The organism is Arthrobacter sp. Soil_C_60 (genome assembly GCF_057656375.1).
In genome coordinates this window covers 61,071-78,823 of the sequence record NZ_JBDGKM010000014.1, presented here as the reverse complement: position 1 = coordinate 78,823, position 17,753 = coordinate 61,071, and the positions used below count along the sequence as shown (strand labels likewise).

Below are 17,753 nucleotides of genomic sequence, written 5' to 3'. Positions count from 1 at the left end.
AATCCGGCACCACCAAGACTTTCACGCAGTTTTCGTGGGGCTCGACGCCGATAACGGTCCATATGACGCTGCTGCAGGATTCGCGCTGAAAGGACGGAGACAGGAATGTACGCACGTTCCTGGCCCCGCCTTTTCCCTATGTGAGGCTCACAGTTGCGTCGCCTTGTCTGGATCGGCGGTGTGCGTTCGGGAAGCCGGCAGCCGGTCCTCTGCGGCGGCGCGGGAGAAGTCGCTGGGCTTCAGAAGCAAGAGCCCGGCTATGGAGACCAGACCGGTGGCGATGAAGAACCAGAGCGGTGAGCGGATATCCCCGGTGGCGGCGGTGATTCCTGCGGCGATGAGCGGCGCGCTGCCGCCGAACAAGGCTACGGGCACGTTGTAGGCCAGTGAGATTCCTGTGGACCGGATACGGGTAGGAATGAGCTCGGTCATGGTTGCGTAGGTAGAGGACGCGTACAGGCCGAAGGAAAGGGCCGTGGCCAGCAAGGGCCAGAGGAATCCCGTGGGAGTGGCGCCGGGAGCCGCGAGGAAGAACCAGAGCATCGAAAGGGTGCACATCACGGCTGTGGCAAGCAGGAATGGTTTCCGGCCGAAGCGGTCGGTGAAGGCACCTCCGAACGGCATCACGCAGGCAGCCAGGGCGCAGGCGAGGAGCACTAACCAGAAGCGGGTGTCGGCATCGAACTTGAGCGAGTTGCCCAGGAACGTCGATGCGTAGGTGAGTACCAGGTAGAAAATGGAGGAATGCACGGTGATGATGCAGAAGACCAGGATCAGGGACCGTGACCATCGCAGGGATTCCCGGAGCGGGGCCTTCTCAAGGTCGCCGCTTTCGGCGAGGGCGGTGAATTCCGGACTGTCTTCAAGGCGGAGTCGGATGTATCCGGCGATCAGGCCGAGCGGGCCGGCTATAAGGAAGGGAACACGCCACCCCCACGCGCTCATGGTGTCCGCCCCGAGAACAGCCGACAGCCCGTTGGCCACCAGGCCGCCGAGGAGCAGACCGACGACGGCCGTGACCATCAACCAGCTGGTCGCGAAACCGCGGCGCTTGGGACCGGCGTACTCGGCGATGAAGCTGGTGACCGTTCCGATTTCGCCGCCGGCGGAGAAGCCTTGGATGCACCGAAGAAGGATCAGCAGGATCGGAGCGGCAATGCCTATTGAGGCGTAGGTGGGCAAAAGCCCGATGAGGAACGTCGAACCGGCCATCAGGACCATGACCAGCAAGAGCGTGTTACGCCGTCCGATCCGGTCGGCAAGGGGGCCGAAGAAGACTCCGCCTATCGGACGGATGAAGAAGCTCAGCGCGAAGGCGGCGAAGCTGCTGAGCAGGCTGATCGCCGGGGTCGACGACGCAAAAAACAGCTGGCCCATGGTCATCGCCAGGAAGCCATAGATCCCGTAGTCGTACCATTCGATTAGATGGCCTGCGATGGCACCGGCGAAAGCCCGCCGGCGGCTCGTGGCGTTGGTGCTCGAGGTGCTCATGCGTGTGCTCCTGGTGCGGAAGTGGCATTTAGTTTGAAGCGGCGGACCTTTCCGACGCTTGTTCGGGGCAGCTCGTCAATGAAGTGCCACTCCACTGGCCGGGCTGCCTTGCTCAGGTTGGCCTGGGCCCAAGCCGCCAGCTGATCGTGTACGGGCGGTGCGGATGGGTCGCGTGGCACGACGTAGGCGACCGGCACCTGATCGCGGATCTTGTCCGCTCTGGGTACGACGGCGGCTTCAAGGACGCCGGGGGCCTGGGCGACGGCAGCTTCGACCTCGGTAAGCGAAACGTTTTCGCCCGAGACCTTGATGACGTCATCGGCGCGCCCCACGAACTTCCACGCCCCGTCGGCCGTCTGCAGGGCCAGGTCGCCGGTGAGCAGCAGGTCGGTCCCGCCGGGTGTCCGCAGCAGGGTCCGGGCGGTCGTAGCGGGATCGTCAAGGTATTCAAGGAACAGGTCGTCTCCGCGGCGGCCCTCTACGGCGATCATCCCCACTTCCCCGGCCGGCGCGGGTGCGCGGGTGACGAGGTCAACAATGTGTGCCCTGCGGCTGGGAAGCGGGGTGCCGATCTGGTCGGCCGAGGGCAGTTCCGACTGGTCAAAGGTTACAATCGGTACCGTCTCGGTCATGCCGTATAACTGTCGGGGTAAGCACCCGGCCAGGGCGGCGAATGCGCGGTGGTGCTCCTCGCCCAGACTCTGGGCGAACCAGACGTGTATGAGATCCGACGGCTTCTGCCCCGCGGGGGTCCGGGCAAGGATCATGCGGATAGGTGCTGCGAAGAGGCTCGCGTGGGTGGCAGCCAAGTCCCGGGCCTGCTCGACCCACTGGCTTGCGGAGAAGCGCGCGGTGAGGGCCACTGAAGCTCCGACGGCGATGGCAGAGGCGAAGCAGTAGTACTGGGCGTTGGCATGGAATAGCGGCAGCGTGACCAGCCAGCGGTGCTCCGGGCCCAGACGGGCCGCTGCCGCCATGACGGTGGCAACGCAATGGTAATTGGCCTGCGTCAGGACCACGCCCTTAGGTGCAGAGGTGGTGCCGGATGTGAACATGACCGCGAGCCGGTCCTGGCCGCACGGGGCCCAAGCCGGATCTTGCGGTTTGGCCTGGCCCGAACTTGGAAAGAGTGCATTCAGCCCCGCCGGCGCCACGTCCTGGGCCAGCCCATCCACACAGAGGCCAGCCACGTCCGCGTCCGCGTCCGCGAGGATGTTCCTGTACTCGTCCGCCCGCTCAGTGTCATACACGCAAACCTTGGGTCGGGTGCGGGCGAGCTGCCGACTAATCTCGGGCACGGCCGAGCTGGGATCGACAGGGACGATCCAGCATCCCATCCGGGTACAGGCCAGCCACACCGCGACGAAAAACGGGCAGTTCCGCAGACTGAGGTGGACGCCATCTCCGGGGCGGAGGCCTAAATATGCTAAGCCGGATGCAACACGCCTGATGATGTCGTCGAACTCCCGATATGTCCATGACCTGCGTTCGCCCTGGGAGTCGAGGAACACCAGAAACGGCCGCCCCGGTGCGGCCTCGACCGTGGCGTCCCAGAGATCGGCGAACGTTGTGGCGCCCGGGCTGGCTGGGTAAACGCTGGCGCGTTTTTTGGAGATGTTCATCAATTCACTTTCTGAGAGCTGTACCACATAAACTCATTCTTCGGGCAGTAGGAGGGACTGGCTACGGAGCGCCCGCCAATAGAGCAGGAGTTTTTTGGAGTTTTCAACGAAAGGCAACAGTGACTGAGCTGGAGATGGTGGGCAGGCACCTGGAGGCGGAGGCGCCCGGGATCGGGGAGCAGGCGGCCCGTGACATCTACGGGGAGCTCCCCGGCTACGCAGTCGTCCCGCGCGAGGACCTTCTCGCCTCCGTCCGGGTCAACGTGCTGCGCGGTGTCGGCAGCATCCTGGCCAATGCGCTACCGACGGAGAACGATGAGGCCGAGCCCCGTCGGACCACGCGCCACCGGCTGACCCAGGGAATGGCGATCGAGGACATCATTCGCGCCTACCGCATCAGCCTCAACGCCATCCATCGGCGCTTCATCGAACTCTCAGAGCAGATGGGACTGGACTCCGCCGCCACGCTCCGCGGCTCCACCCTCCTTTGGGAGGTCGGCGACTGGTTCGTGTCGCTGGCCGTCAGGGAATACCGTACGCGGGCGGTGAATGATGAAGTACGACGGCGCGTCGAGAAATCGGACGTCATCCGTCTCCTCGTGGGCCCCGACCCGCTGTCACCGGGGATCCGCAGACGGGCCGAAGACCTGGGAATGAACCTGAACATTCCCCTGCAGGTTGTCCTCGGACACCGGCAGCGGGGATCCCAGTCCGCCTGGGTGCGCGGCTTGGAGCGGGCCGGCTCCCTGCCGGCAGCGGCGGCCGTCGCAACCGAGAGCGACGGCGCCACGCTGGCGATCGTGGCCAGGTCGCCCACCGGAATGGGGGTGCACGGGGTCCTGGCTGGCGGGACCTGGGCCGACGCAGCCGATCTGGGTTCCTCACGGAACGTCGCGGAGCAGGTGATGTCCGTAATCAGCATGCAGTCCGGCGACTGGCACGACTCTTCGACCGTCACGTGGCGCCTGGCAGTGCCGAGCCACCCGTTAGTAAACCGGCTGCTGGAGGCCAGATACGTCGAACGCTTCGCGCCGATCCTCGGGGCGAACAGCTCCTGGCTACCCTGTGGAGCTATCTGGACAACGACAGAAACGTCAAACGTACTGCCGATGCCCTGGTGATCCACGAAAACACTCTTCGCTACCGACTCTCGAGACTTGAGGACCTGATCGGAGGCAAGCTCGACGAGACAAACAGGCTCGTCGAACTCATGTGGGTCAGACAGGCATTAGAGGTAGACAACCAGCCCATTACGCGACCCGGAACTTCCTACGCCGACGGTGATCCCCCATCACCCCAGGCAGCGCAGGCTTTCAGATCCATAAGTGCTGGCATTCCCTTGTCCCAACAGCATGTTGAACTACATCCAAGCTGACCCCAGTTGCCCATCGGTCTGGACGGTGGTGAGCTGCCGCTGCTTTACGGAATCGCCCATTACCGCGTCTCTCCGACGGGGATGAAAGGAGGGAAGTTGCGCCGTTTAGTGTCCCACGCTGTCACACCTACCCGCACTGCATTGTCAATGCATTTATGTGCTCTCGGCCGCGTCTTTAACGGGTTGACACCTAAGGGTGGGATAGGTCACACTGTTGCACGATGTGGTTGTCGTTGCGTATTACGCATATGAAGGGCTAGACATGGAGACGCTTGCGGTGGTGGGAGCATCCTTGGGTGATGTTTCGGCAGCTAAGCAGCGCGCCCCCAAGGCTTCACCAGCTGCCTGCTCGTTAATTGCCATCTACGACGGGCCCCTATTGCTCATCGGTCCTCCCTAATCTCGCGACTACAACATCTCGTCAACACCAGTAGTCCCACTACCTACGTAATCCCCATCAATCCCACACTTCCAGTCCTCCCGGGAGAAAAAAATGTCAGCTCCAGTGAACGTGGCTCTCAACTCACGCGGAAAACTCGCTTCATCATTGCCTGCCGAGCAGCTGGCGGAAATCATCGAGTTGTTCGATTCCCGGCGCGTGGGATATTCCCTCGATGCCCCCTTCTACACCGATCCGACGATTTTCAACATCGACATGCAGGCCATTTTTGGCCAGCACTGGATCTTTGCCGCCAGCATCGCCGAGCTTCCGGAGCCGGGCGACTACGTCACCGTCGACTACGGGCCCTACTCGCTGATCGTGCTGCGCAACGACGACGGCGGCGTGAACGTCCTGCATAACGTGTGCCGCCACCGCGGCGCCCGCGTCCTGACCGAACCCGCGGGGTCAACCGGAAACCTGGTATGCGGCTACCACTCCTGGACCTACTCCCCGGAGGGCAACCTGATCCACGCCTCGGCGCCGGGGGAAACGAAGTTCGACAAGGGCTGCTTCGGCCTCAAGCGTGCCCACAGCCGCGTGGTGGCCGGACTCATCTTCGTCTGCATTGCGGACGAACCGCCGACGGATTTCGACGAAACCTCTAAGATTTTCGAGCCTTACCTCGCACCCCACGATCTGTCGAAGACGAAAATCGCCTATCAGCAGAACATCGTCGAGGAGGGCAACTGGAAGCTCGTCATGGAGAACAACCGTGAGTGCTACCACTGCGACGGCCACCCGGAACTCGCCTGTTCCCTCTTTCCCACCTGGGGCCTGACAGAGGGCCTGATCCCGGCCCACCTTGAGGAAGTGTGGGACCGCAACAAGGAGGCACAGTCCTCGCTCGAGGAGCGTTGCCGCCGCTATGGCCTTCCCTATGAGGTCGTCGAGGAGCTCGACACGCGCATCGCGGGTATCCGCATCTCACGGGAATCGCTCGATGGTGAAGGGGAATCGTTCTCGCCCGATGGGCGCAGGCTCTCCAAGAAGCTGCTCGGCGACTTGCGGGACTTCCGTCTTGGCCGCTGCTCGATGCACCTGCAGCCCAACAGTTGGTTCCATTTCCAAGGGGACCACGTCATCACGTTCGCCGTCTTCCCCGTTAACGAACACCAGACACTGGTACGCACCACCTGGCTGGTGGCTGACGACGCCGAGGAAGGCGTCGACTACGATCTGGAGAAACTCACCTACACCTGGAAGCAGACAAATCTGCAGGACAAGGCGTTCGTGGAGCTGTGCCAGAAGGGCGCCAGCAGCCCCGCCTATGAGCCCGGCCCGTACATGAAGAGCGAATACCAGGTCGAGGCGTTCATCAACTGGTACGTGCAGCGCGTGCAGGAGCACCTGGCATGATTGAACTCCTCACCGAAAGGGCAATCCAGGAACCACACCGCATCCGCGGTCTTGAGATGCCGTGGAACAGGGTGATGGGCAGCACCGAGGGACCCGCCCGCGCCGCCCACGCATTAGGCCCCTGGCATCCGCAGGAGTTTATGGCGGAATGTGTCGAGGTCGTTCCCGAGGTGGGCGGCATGATGACCTTCGTGTTCCGGCGCTGCGACGGTGCGCCCCTGGCGTTCCGTGCGGGCCAGTACGTGAACGTCGCCTTTCCCGTGAACGGCGGGGACCAGGATCCGGTGGATCGCAGCTACTCGCTGTCCAGTTCGCCCACCCAGCCGTGGACCTTCAACATCACAGTCAAACGCGACCCCACTGGACTGGTCTCACCGTGGGTGCACGAGAACGTCAAGCCCGGCACCGTCCTGGAGATGCTCGGACCGGTCGGGGCATTCCACCTGCCTGATGCTGACCGCCGGGCACGGTACCTCTTGCTGGCCGCCGGCGCAGGCATCACCCCCATCATGTCGATGATGCGGACCATCCATTCCCTGCCCGGACAGGCCGATGTTGTGATGCTCTACCACGGAGCGGAGGCCGGAGGCTATGCCTTCCACCAGGAGCTGGCCTACATCGCCTCAGTGGACTCGCGCGTCAAGGTCTTCTACTCCCTGGGCGACCGCAGCATACCCGAGGGGTGGGAATGGCTCACCGGAAGGCTGACGGCGGCCATGCTCGACGAGGTCGCCCCCGATGCCAACGGTCGCCAGGTCTATGCCTGCGGTCCCGAGGGTTATCTGAACACCGCCGCCGAACTTCTCAAGCAGGTCGGCGTCGACGACACCTCCATTCACATGGAATTCTTCTCGGGAGATCGCCAGACGCTCCTTGAATACCAAGCAGAGCTGGCGCATGCAGCGGACATTGCCGAGGAAATCGCGGAAGAAATTGAAGATTCCGCCCAAGACTACTATGACAGCCAGCCCACCGAGTTCGGGCTCTACGAGCCCGGCTACGACGCCGAGGGAACCCTGAAGGCCACGGGGCTGCCGCTGGAAACCGTCGGCCCGGACGCGCCCGGTTCCGAAGACAGCAGTTCGGATGTGGAAGAGGAGCCCGGTTCCTCTGATGCCTCGAGCTTTGACACTGTGGGAACCGGAAGCCTGACCCTGTCCTTCATGCGTACCGGCATTAATGTACGGATTGACCCCGACGAACACATCCTTGAGGTGGCCCAGCGTGCGGGCGTCAGGATCGGCGCGAACTGCAAGGAAGGCATGTGCGGCTCCTGCAAGGTCGTCAAGCTATCAGGGGAGGTCGAGATGAACCACCAGGGCGGGATCCGGGTACGTGAAATCGATGCTGGCAAGTTCCTGCCCTGCTGCTCGACCGCGCGCACCGATATGGTGATCGATGCATAGCCGCCTTTCCTGCTCTAGGTCGAACAACTAAGGGATGGTTTTGCAACGGGGAACTGCCGAGTCCGGTAACGGAGGGACCGGCAGCATCCAGCCAGAAGCACCGAGGACGTCGCCTCAGGAAATCGCTTGACATATCACGGTTATCGGCGTGCTGTGCGTGTCGCTGGAGCGTGCCTACCTTAGCCGGGTAAAGGACGTTCCTGGGGCGGGCCGTCCAGTCAGGGGGTTTGCCGGGGCAACTGCCGGGCGGGGCGGGTGCGCCCTGCGGGAGCCAGATTCACCGCATCGGCGATCGCATCCGGGTTCGTTCCGGCATACAGGGCCTCGCCGATGGCGTCGTCCAGAGCCGCCTGGGCCCGGTCCATGTCGCCCCGGGGCATCTCCAGGGCCGCCGCAGCAGCCCAAACCCGCTTCAGCGCCGCATCCATCTGTCTGACTTAGGGCCTGTCGGCGACGCCGAATTCGGTCACGTCAGTCACCCGCTTTTCGTCAGGGCACCGGCATCCAACTGCCGGTTCAGCAGATTCGGGCAACGATGCCCTGCTCGCCCTGGCAAGAGTTGCAGCGTTTCTTCCGCCGGACCTTGCAGACCAGCCGCAGCGAACGCAGCATTCGCCTGACATCCGCCGCAGATCCGGTCAGGCCAGCCAGCGCCGCCAGCGTGACTGCTCCGGTTCCGGCGTTGGTTCCGGCCCCGGCTCCTCGCCCAAGGCCAGCGCAGCCTCGACGATATCGTCCTCGGTGAGCGTCATGACGGCCTCACGATCGAGCGCGTCGAGACTTTGTTCCTCGTCCAGCGACAGCCGCAGCGCCTGGCGGTTGAGCGCCTGCTCGAACAGCGTGCGGGCGAACCGTGCGTTGCCGGAGTCCTCGCCCGCGTGGAGCCCGGTGAAAATGCGGCGCAGCATCTGGTCCGCACCCGGCTCCAGCGTGTACTCGTGTTGGGCCAGCATCTGGTGGAAGATCGTCTGGAGTTCGTCGATGGAGTAGTCGGGGAACGTGATCTCGCGGGCGAATCGGGAGCGCAGTCCGGGGTTCGAGAGCAGGAAGGACTCCATCAGCTGCGGGTACCCGGCCACGATCACGACCAGGCGGTGGCGGTGGTCCTCCATCCGCTTAAGCAGGACCTCGATCGCCTCGGGGCCGAAGTCCGCCCGGCCGTCGTCCGGGGCCAGCGCGTAGGCCTCATCGATGAACAGGACGCCGTCCAGCGCACGCCGGATCACCCGGTCCGTTTTGATGGCGGTCGCCCCGACGTACTGCCCCACCAGCCCCGAACGGTCGACCTCGACCAGATGGCCTTTCTGCAGCAGACCGACCGCGCGGTACATCTCGGCCAGGAGCCGCGCCACCGTGGTCTTGCCCGTGCCCGGGTTTCCGAGGAACACCAGATGCTGTGATGTGGCCACCTCCGGCAGGCCGTGCGCCTTCCGGCGGGCCTGGACCTGGAGCAGTGCGACCAGGGCCCGCACCTGCTCCTTCACGGTCTCCAGTCCGACCAGCGCGTCGAGCTCGGCCTGCACCTCGTTCAGCGGCCGGGCCGGCCCGGGCCTCGCACCGATGAGATCGCCGACCAGGTCGTCGACGCGCTCCGAACCGTGCAGCTTGAGCTGATCGGCCAGATGGCCGATGGTTTCGCGCAGGTCATCGAGCGGATTGCGGCTGGCAGCCATGCATCCACTGTAGTACCCGGTACCCGACCCGGGTGGGGTTAGCCTCACCAGTATCACCCCCTTTTCGGCCGTAGTTCACGCGACACAGGCAGTCTCCGTCGGATAATGCGGGCACTGGCCGGAGAACAATGAGGAGATTATCCCTGCCGATCAGCTCCGTCCCTGACGGCTTGGCTCTGTAATACCTTCAGATGTCCAAACAAGGGAAACTCAACCTGCGCACCTTGGCCTGACTGTCCCGCAAGCCGTCCTTCACCGCGACACCCGACCGCCGCTCCCCCGCCTGTGACTGTTAGCTAGGAATGGCGGTTTATTTCAGCTTCGTTTGGCGGTTCCACTGTTCCGATGATCGATCCGCATCTGGATCTGGTAGTCAAACACCGGAACAGTGCGGCATCTGCACCCCGACCGATGATGCTTTTGCTTTCGAGAAAGCGAATAGCTGTGGCGACTGCTACGAGATCAGATAACCGATTCCTCTAATCCCGCAAGCGCCCTTGACGCATACCCCTAGGGGGTATACATTGAAGGTGTTGGCAGACCCGCTCACTCTCGGTTCACACAAGCGGCGACAGGTCCTCCACGCAAACATGAAAGTGCAACTTAGCGAAAACACAACACGTCTGTAGGACTTTCCCTCACATGTAAGGGGTGACGTCATTTCGGACGAATGGCCCGCCTTTGAACGGGTTCTCACTTCATCCGAACATCCCCAAGTCTGGAAACGTCCCCATGGCACAGGTCAGTCGTCAGCTCCCGAACACCACGAGCCACACAACCCAACGAGCACCCGAAAAAAGCCGCCGACCATTTCGGCGTACAGTCAAAACCACCGGCGTCATCGCTCTCACCGCACTGGGAATAACCCTTGCATCCACAGCGGCCAACGCACTTCTGGAACAGCAGGAGAAGTCAAGTACTGCTCAGTACGGTGACCTGGTGGAAGTCGCCGGCGGCGAGGTTAACGTCGTTCGGGCTGGCACCGAAGGTGCACAGCCCCTGGTCCTGCTCAGCGGCCTGGGCACGATCGCTCCGGCGCTGGACTTTGCCCCTTTGATCAGGGAACTCGATGCTTACGACGTCATCGTCGTTGAGGGCTTCGGATACGGCTACAGCGACATGAGCGCCCCCGAACGGACTGTAAAGAACATCAGCACTGAGATTCACGAGGCCCTGTCCTCACTCGATCTCAAGAAACCATACGTTCTGGCAGGACACTCGATCGCCGGCTTCTACACACTCGACTACGCGAACCGGTACCCGGGCGAAGTGTCCGCGGTAGTCGGCATCGACCCCACCGTGCCCGCCGCCAAGGTGGATACGGTCTCCTCCCCTGGCCGGGGCATCAATGTCGAGGGAATACTCTCCACCATTGGTTTGGTCCGAACCGTAGTCTCCATCGCGCCTAGCCTGGCGGACCCGACAAGCAACGACTTCACCCAGGCCGAATTAGAACGCATGCGCCAAATGACAATCTGGAACTACGGCAACGCAGCGGTCGCCGACGAATCCGCCCGGGTGGGCAGCAATGCCGCAGCACTTCACGGTGTCACCTACCCGAACGACCTCCCTGTTCTGAACTTGCTCGCAAGCGACAGCATCGCCACCATTCCCAACTGGCTTGAGACGCACAAGAACCAGCTCAAGAACGTCAGCCACCACGAAATCGTCGAAGTCGAGGGCCCGCACAACCTGCAATGGACCCAGTCGAAGGCCATCGCCAAGAAAATCACAGATTTCCTTCAGCAGAGTGCCACACCTCAGGTGCCGCCTACACCCCTCGCTGCGGCGACCGAAGCGACCCGGGGGAACTAGAAAAACCGCCGCCAGACAGCCGAGTGACGCCACACAGTGGCGTCACTCGGCTCCTCGTGGGTGGACGCGCTCGTTTTTCAGGGCTGAGAAGAACCTTTCCGCCATGCTGTTATCCCAGCAAACCCCGGTCTTGCAATCATTGCGCCTGGTGCCATCTAGGGAGCACTGCAACAAATGATGCGAACTAGAAGCGGAAGAATGACTTGTTCGATGTCTCTGGAAGGTAGTACTTGTGTGATGACCGCCGTTCGCCGGGGGATATTCATGGTTCTCTTTGGAGGGTCCTCCACCGCGGCACCCGACCGCCGCTCCCCCGCCGAGGAAAATCACCTGTAACCAGTGGCTTCTCCGATTCGCGTATACCCCGCCTGCAATAAAACCCGCGAAAGCGCCTCTTGCGCTTCACCTTGTTCATGCAGTCTGGGTGATGTGGCCCATGGCTGTATTCCGCGCCATTCGCCGTGCCCGAAGCCCTCGATCTTTCCGGATGGAGCCACTCTCCGGTTCCTTTCGGAGCCTAGGAGAACCCGGGGTCTCCTACTGCCCTCGGCCGGCCGAACTGTGTGCGTACGCCGGGGGAAAACAGCACCGATTCCGGCGGGCCCTTAACCGGGAAGCCGGCCACCTTCAGGAGTGCGTCCTCCTCCCCGTGGTGGATCAGAGCTGCCGGCTGCAGCGGCCAGGGCCTGTGCGAGATGGGAATAAAGGCGGTACGGCCGGCGAACCGCCAATGGAGCCCGAATCGTTGCGTGAGCCATAGCGAAAGTTCATCGTCGGCCTGCCGGGCAGGATCGGGGCGGACCGCGAACGATGACGTCCCCCTGCCCGCGGAAGCGTTCGACCTCGTATCCATAGGCGGGCACCGTCCCGTCCGTCACCGTGGGCCGACACCGCGACCACACATAGGGCATGCTGCCCGCGCGGGCGGCCAGAGCAAACGAGAGCCTGGAGACGTCCATCGACAGGAACGACACGCCGCGCATTCCGTCCCTGCCGCGCGAGTACAGGCGCACGTTGACTTCAGTGAAGGAACCGACATAAGGCAGCGGCAGGCCCAAGCCGACGGCCGGGCCGACAACGGTCCCAGGGACACGAAAGCCGATGAGCCCAATCCATGTGGTCCCCTTGAACTCATCGGGCTCGACGCCGGGCGGCATGCGGACCGCCGCGGCAGAAACGGGAATGCGCCAATGCAGGAAGACAGTGTCAGCCCACGACTGGTACACAGGCAGCGGGAAGGATAACTTCGGCCGTCCGGATCGGGGATCAGCATCATCGGATGGATGCAGCTTCATTGCGCAAATTTAGCAGCAGGTCATCGCCCCGGCATTCGTCTGCACGAAAATGGATCGGCGCATCCGTTCTTATCGACAACCTCAGACACCCGACCGCACCGCCAGCTGAAGCTCAAATCCGTCTTCCACATCCGGGACCTCTGACACAAGCTACGGCACGTGACAAACCCCAAAATCCAGCGCGTATATTGAGCCGTTGCTTTCTCGGGCGGGCGAACACGACATCGACGGACGAGGTTATCGGCGAAACAAAGCGCCTACTCAGACGGGGTTATCGGCGTGTCTGGGCGAGTCAAGAATTTTCCAGTCCCGTCCCCGCTTAGTGGACGACCGAGCGATTGACCCGGGCGGTCAGCCCTTGTCGATCTCCAAGGCGGCGACTATCGCTTCCGGTGACGGCAGGGCCTGCTGTTCGGCTGCGTTGGATACTATCTGGCTTCGGGATCGAGGCGGAAGTTGTACGTACTCTGCACGCCGTTGCCGGACTCGGCTGGCTCGATGCCCAGCAGCAGTTCGGGCTTGACCGCGGTGGCGATGTCGTCCTCGTTGTGAGGGTCACCGGGAAAGTACAGCTGGGTGGTGAGTAGTTGGTGGCCCGGGGCGGAGACCTTCAGGTGCAGGTGGGCAGGGCGCCAGGCGTGCCATCCGGCCGCGGCAATCAGCTGGCCGCAAGCCCCGTCGGTGGGGATCTGGTACGGAGCTGGCTGGACGGTGTTGATCTGGAAATGTCCCTCGCTGTCGGCGATGATGGTTCCGCGCAGGTTCCATTTCGGCAGGTTCGGGGCAAATTGGGAGTAGAAGCCGTCCGAATCTGCGTGCCAGAGTTCCACCTTGGCCCCGGCCAGCGGTGTTCCTTTGGTGCTGGAGACCTGGCCTTGGAAGAGCAGCGGCGTGCCGGGCTCATTCTCACGCATGTCGATGGTGGCGGGAGTCTGATGCTGGGGTGCGTCGGGTATGTAATAGGGGCCTTCGATGGACCCCTTGTTACCTTCGCGGTGTGAGGTGGCGACATCTTCCACCGAGTGCTCAAGCCAGACATCGAGGAATAACGGCCATTCTCCGTCCTCTCCAACTTTGATCAGCCAGGACTTCAGTGCGTTGTACTCGTCGTAAGTGACGCGCTCCTCGAGGACAATGTCATTGGCGGCCTTGATGATCCGGCCGGCAAGCACACTGACCCGCTCGGTCGAGACGTCTTCGCTCTGGCCGGTCTTGCCGGATTCGCGGAAGCGAGTCGTGGCGGCGTTGCCCGAGGCTGCGGCGGAGGCCTGGGTTTGTGTGGTCACGTGTACTCCTTGAAGAATGATGATGGAAGAGTTGCTCTTGCCTGAAACAGACGTGACGGGCCTCACGCCCGCCTGCTATCAGCTTAGGCAGGCGCTCACGAAGGCGGGAAGAGCGGCTTCCTTTAGGTATATACGTACAATCTTCAATCTCGGCACGCAGGTCTTAGTCGACTGCGTTCTCCGCCGCGCGTATCACTTGCGTGGAGGCACCAGCTTCTACTGTTCCTCGACGCGGGGTAGCCGGAAGCTGAATGAGGATCCGCGCGGCTGAAGTTCGTCGGCCGAGATCGTGCCTCCCAGCCTGGTGATGATGCGGTGGCTGAGGGCCAGTCCGATGCCGGAGCCGGATTCCTTGGTGGTGAAGGCGCCGTCGAAGATCCTGCCGTCCGGGAAGTGCGCCAGGCCGCGACCGCGGTCGCGTACCTCGAATTCGCCGGTGTCTTCGACAGGTGTGGTGGCGATGGTGATGGTGCGTTCATCCGCGGGGAAGGCTTCCATTTCCTGAATGGCATTGCGGGAGAGGTTGAGGATGACTTGTCCGACGAGGACCTTTTCGCACCGGACCAAGATGGGACCGGGGTGCAGTTCAAGCCGCACTTCCGTACCGGCGCGCTCGGCGGACAGCCTGATGAAGTAGAGGCTCTCACGGACGATCTTGTTCAAGTCAACGATCTGTTCGGAGGACTCCAGTTTGCCGACGTAGGATTTGAGGCTGTTGAGCAGTTCGTTGGCTCGTTCGATTTGCCGCTGTGCGTTGTCGAGCCCATAGGAGAGCGCTTCGTAGGATCCTTGGCCGGAGACCAGACGGCGCTGAAGACCGGAGATGAAGTTGGTTGCAGCCGCCAACGGTTGGCCGAACTCATGGGCCAAGGCCATCGCCATGTCTCCCATGACGTTGTGTCGGGCCAGATAGTTCATGTGGTCCTGGTTCCGCTGCTGTTCTTCCTCGTCGTGGATGCGATCGGTGATGTCATGCAGATATAGCAGGGCTCCGCGCAGGTCCTGTTCCAAGTCGATCGGCTGGCAGCTGACGCCGAACCATCGTCGGGTCCCGCCCGGAAATTGCCGCTCGAGCCGGATCGTCCCGGTTTGGGGTGCCATGGCAGGCCCGGCAAGGAAGCTGCCCTGTTCGGCATAGGATTCCGGTGTCCACAGATCCGTGAACCTGCTGCCGACGAGTTCCTCGGTGCTGCGGCCGAGCTGCAATTCGCTCGATTCGCTGGCATAGCTGATGAAGCCTGATTCATCGACCACAATGATGCCGTCGCCCATGCTCCCGATGAAGGCACGCAGCCTGCTCTCGGTCCGCTGCAGGTCTGTCTTCAGCTCTTCTTCGTGCTCCATGTTGCGGAACTGGACCATGACTACCTGGCGCTCCGCGAGGTCCAGCCGGATGGCTGTCGCCTCGGTAAGGAATTCGGTGCCTGCCTTGTTCTTGTATTTCCATTCCGTGCGGGAAATCCCTTCGTCCATAGCCCGCTGTAGCCAGCGGCGGCCCACGGAACGCCGGTAGCGCGAGGCTGCTCCGCTCATGTCCGGGGCCTTGAGCGGGCGCAGTTCCTCGAGGGTGAAGCCCAGCATCTCGCATGCGGCAGGGTTGGCCCAGAGAATGTCCTTCGTCTGCCCGTCATGGATCAGGATGCAGAACTTAAGGTGCTTCACCATGGCTTCAAAGTCTGCGCCGTCGGGTCGGAATGAGATTGTCTCCACAGACCCAGTTGTACCGCACCGCTGCTCAGCGCCAATAGGGGTTTCCCTTAGACCCCGGTGAGCTTCCTTTGCCACAGGTCGCAAAACCACCGATTGAGGCGCAGTAATTGGCGAAATAACGTGGCGAACACCACCACTAATGGCTACGAAAACTTCGAGGAGGGGCTTACATGACTGCGGTCCTGGAGACACCCGCACATGAACCCCTGGACACGGTGCTCGCACTGGTCCGGGAGCGCCGCACCGATTTCAGCGAACAGAAGTTTGTCCCGAAGGACATCGTCTCTGAGCTGAAGAAGGCAGGAATCTACCGCGCAGCAACCCCGCGCTGTTTCGGCGGCGACGCGCTTCCCCCTGCCGAGTTCCTGCGAAAGATCGAACGTATCTCCGCTGTGGACGCTTCCACCGGCTGGGTTGCCAGCTTCGGATCGGCTCTGGTGTACCTGGCGGCATTGCCCGTCGACACGCAGGCCGAACTGTACAAGAACGGACCTGACCTCGCCTTCGCCGGCGGACTGTTCCCGGTACAGAAAGCCGCCTTCGACGGAGGCGTCTACAACATCAAGGGCCGGTGGAAGTTTGCCAGCGGCAGCAAGGGCGCCGACATCCTCGGCGTCGGCATTGCCGGCGGCGACGAGTCCAATGGCAAGCCCCGCATGGCGTTGCTATACCCGGACCAGGTCACCATCGAAGACAACTGGGATGTCATCGGCCTGCACGGCACCGGCAGCCACGACCTCGTGGTCGATGGCGCGGATGTCCCGATGGAATGGACATTCATCCGAGGCAGCGAAGCAACCATCGACGAACCGCTCTTCCGTTATCCGACCATCGCCTACGCAGCCCAGGTCCTCGCCGTCGTCAATCTCGGCATTGGACGGGCAGCGCTGGACTATGCAGAAGAAACCGGCGCAGGCCGCACCGGCATCACCGGAGCCCCGAAACTTGCCGACCGGGCCTACTACCGCATCGACGTAGCCAAGGCGGAGGCAGAACTGCGTTCAGCTGCCGCCTTCTTCTACGACATCACCGAAGAAACCTACGCCACCGTACTCTCCGGTGACCCGGCCACGGATAAGCAGAAGGCCCTGCTCCGGCTGGCGTCAACACACGCGGCCAAAGCAGGAGCTAACGCCGTCCGTACTGCCTATTCACTCTCCGGAACCGCCGCAATCTACGACGGCAACCCGCTGCAGGGGAACCTGCGCGATTCGGCAGTAGTCACCCAGCATGCCTTCCTCGGCGACGGCATGTACGACGGCACAGGAGCGGTCCTGATGGGCCAGCCGCCGGGCATCCCGGCGTTCCTCTAGCCGACCGCAAGTATCCCAGTACTGAAAAGGAAAGACACCGTGGCTGACAGCACCACCCCTGAACCCTTGCGCGTCTTGTTTTGCATCGGCATCAACCAGAACTTCTTCAATCTGCCCAAGAGCGGGATCGGCCCCGTCTGGACGGCGTTCTCCGGCATGATGTCCGAGATGGCCCGGATGCCGGGCGTGAACGTGATCGGCAATATGGACGATGACTCGCACATGGTAGGTCCGTCCGCCGGCTGGCCCTGGACCTGTTACATCCTGGCCGACGTCGATACGCAGGAAACCGTCAAGGCCGCGTGCAACCTGTTCCGCACCACCATGGTCGACGACGAGCACGCACTGTGGACCTACGCCCACATCGAGGCCCGCATGGGCAGGGCGTTAACCATCCGCGACGACGTCGAGCAGGGCAAGTAGCCATGATGGTGAAGACATCTCCGACGACGCCGGCCGGGCTGGAGTCACGCCTGCGACTCCTCGAAGCCACCGATTCGGTCCGCTGGGTGATGGCCCGCTACATGGAACTGTGCGACGTGCCTCAGCCGGAGCTGGACCTGGCAGAGCTCGGCTCACTGTTCACCGAAGACGCCGTCTGGAAGGGTGTCGGGCCGGAATACGACGGGAAGTTCGGGGAGCACGCCGGACGCGAAGCCATCATCGCCATGCTTGCCGACTATCTGCCGCCGGCGGACCACTTCACGGCGAACGCGCACGTGCTTTCCGAAGGACGGATCAACGTCGCAGGATCCGCGGCGAACGGAGCCTGGATCATGCAGCAGCTTTCTTCCTACCCCGACGGCCGGCAGGAACTGCTGGCCGCAAGGATCACCGCCGAGTTCGAACTGGACGGCGCGCTGGCACGCATCAGCACGTTCCGCACGCAGCGCCTCTTCGCCCAGGAACTGCCCGCGCACCTGCCCCTGGCCGCGGTTCCCGCCGCCCGCTGACCACAACCACATCAAG

General features: G+C 62.7%; 16 protein-coding genes and 1 pseudogene. 8 read left to right on the top strand and 9 right to left on the bottom strand.

Features of this window, described 5'->3' with window-relative positions:
• Positions 1–147: 147 nt before the first annotated feature.
• Complete coding sequence (locus AC3A4M_RS20940; RefSeq protein ID WP_498738319.1) at positions 148–1,491, bottom strand: MFS transporter; 1,344 nt, start codon at positions 1,489–1,491, stop codon at positions 148–150.
• A complete protein-coding gene (locus tag AC3A4M_RS20935; RefSeq protein WP_498738318.1) occupies positions 1,488–3,113 on the bottom strand; it encodes a class I adenylate-forming enzyme family protein in 1,626 nt (541 codons plus the stop codon). The genes AC3A4M_RS20940 and AC3A4M_RS20935 overlap by 4 nt, the downstream gene beginning before the upstream one ends.
• A 119-nt stretch (positions 3,114–3,232) precedes the next feature.
• Here AC3A4M_RS20935 and AC3A4M_RS20930 point away from each other — a divergent pair, with 119 nt between their 5' ends.
• From AC3A4M_RS20930 to AC3A4M_RS20915, 4 genes are all read left to right on the top strand, one after another.
• The gene (locus tag AC3A4M_RS20930) at positions 3,233–4,234 is read left to right on the top strand and encodes an RsbRD N-terminal domain-containing protein (RefSeq protein WP_498738317.1); all 1,002 of its coding nucleotides are present in this window, start codon (positions 3,233–3,235) and stop codon (positions 4,232–4,234) included.
• On the top strand, positions 4,126–4,488 hold the full coding sequence (locus AC3A4M_RS20925; protein ID WP_498738339.1) for a helix-turn-helix domain-containing protein: 363 nt from the start codon (positions 4,126–4,128) through the stop codon (positions 4,486–4,488). Before AC3A4M_RS20930 ends, AC3A4M_RS20925 begins: the two co-directional genes overlap by 109 nt.
• Before the next feature lie 493 nt (positions 4,489–4,981).
• On the top strand, positions 4,982–6,286 hold the full coding sequence (locus AC3A4M_RS20920; RefSeq protein ID WP_498738315.1) for an aromatic ring-hydroxylating oxygenase subunit alpha: 1,305 nt from the start codon (positions 4,982–4,984) through the stop codon (positions 6,284–6,286).
• Entirely contained in the window at positions 6,283–7,692 is a 1,410-nt protein-coding gene (locus AC3A4M_RS20915) for a ferredoxin reductase (RefSeq protein ID WP_498738313.1), read from the top strand. The genes AC3A4M_RS20920 and AC3A4M_RS20915 overlap by 4 nt, the downstream gene beginning before the upstream one ends.
• Positions 7,693–7,910: 218 nt before the next feature.
• Here the strand turns inward: AC3A4M_RS20915 and AC3A4M_RS20910 are convergent, their stop codons facing one another.
• The gene (locus tag AC3A4M_RS20910; RefSeq protein WP_498738311.1) at positions 7,911–8,072 is read right to left on the bottom strand and encodes a hypothetical protein; all 162 of its coding nucleotides are present in this window, start codon (positions 8,070–8,072) and stop codon (positions 7,911–7,913) included.
• A 258-nt stretch (positions 8,073–8,330) separates the two neighbouring features.
• Entirely contained in the window at positions 8,331–9,365 is a 1,035-nt protein-coding gene (locus tag AC3A4M_RS20905; RefSeq protein WP_498738309.1) for an AAA family ATPase, read from the bottom strand.
• 939 nt (positions 9,366–10,304) lie between these two features.
• Here AC3A4M_RS20905 and AC3A4M_RS20900 point away from each other — a divergent pair.
• A complete protein-coding gene (locus AC3A4M_RS20900; protein WP_498738308.1) occupies positions 10,305–11,180 on the top strand; it encodes an alpha/beta fold hydrolase in 876 nt (291 codons plus the stop codon).
• A gap of 60 nt (positions 11,181–11,240) precedes the next feature.
• Here AC3A4M_RS20900 and AC3A4M_RS20895 read toward each other — a convergent pair.
• From AC3A4M_RS20895 to AC3A4M_RS20875, 5 genes and pseudogenes are all read right to left on the bottom strand, one after another.
• A pseudogene (locus AC3A4M_RS20895) lies at positions 11,241–11,369 on the bottom strand (IS3-like element ISAar4 family transposase); the annotation flags it as partial.
• A gap of 328 nt (positions 11,370–11,697) precedes the next feature.
• Positions 11,698–12,033 (bottom strand): DUF2071 domain-containing protein, encoded by a 336-nt coding sequence (locus AC3A4M_RS20890; protein WP_498738306.1) that lies wholly within the window; start codon positions 12,031–12,033, stop codon positions 11,698–11,700.
• Positions 11,948–12,475 carry a DUF2071 domain-containing protein gene (locus AC3A4M_RS20885; RefSeq protein ID WP_498738304.1) on the bottom strand — a complete coding sequence of 176 codons (528 nt, stop codon included), beginning with the start codon at positions 12,473–12,475 and terminating at the stop codon, positions 11,948–11,950. Before AC3A4M_RS20885 ends, AC3A4M_RS20890 begins: the two co-directional genes overlap by 86 nt.
• Positions 12,476–12,903: 428 nt before the next feature.
• Positions 12,904–13,761: a catechol 1,2-dioxygenase gene (gene catA / locus AC3A4M_RS20880; protein ID WP_498738303.1), complete on the bottom strand. Its 858-nt coding sequence runs from the start codon at positions 13,759–13,761 to the stop codon at positions 12,904–12,906.
• A gap of 216 nt (positions 13,762–13,977) precedes the next feature.
• Complete coding sequence (locus AC3A4M_RS20875) at positions 13,978–15,426, bottom strand: PAS domain S-box protein (protein WP_498738301.1); 1,449 nt, start codon at positions 15,424–15,426, stop codon at positions 13,978–13,980.
• Between the two features lie 215 nt (positions 15,427–15,641).
• Here AC3A4M_RS20875 and AC3A4M_RS20870 point away from each other — a divergent pair, with 215 nt between their 5' ends.
• Genes AC3A4M_RS20870 through AC3A4M_RS20860 form a run of 3 tightly spaced genes read left to right on the top strand, consistent with a single transcriptional unit; the run spans position 15,642 to position 17,737 of the window.
• Entirely contained in the window at positions 15,642–16,784 is a 1,143-nt protein-coding gene (locus AC3A4M_RS20870; protein ID WP_498738299.1) for an acyl-CoA dehydrogenase family protein, read from the top strand.
• 39 nt (positions 16,785–16,823) lie between these two features.
• Positions 16,824–17,207 (top strand): hypothetical protein, encoded by a 384-nt coding sequence (locus AC3A4M_RS20865; protein WP_498738297.1) that lies wholly within the window; start codon positions 16,824–16,826, stop codon positions 17,205–17,207.
• Positions 17,208–17,212: 5 nt separating this feature from the next.
• Positions 17,213–17,737, top strand: a complete 525-nt coding sequence (locus AC3A4M_RS20860) for a nuclear transport factor 2 family protein (protein WP_498738295.1) — start codon at positions 17,213–17,215, stop codon at positions 17,735–17,737.
• Positions 17,738–17,753: the final 16 nt, after the last annotated feature.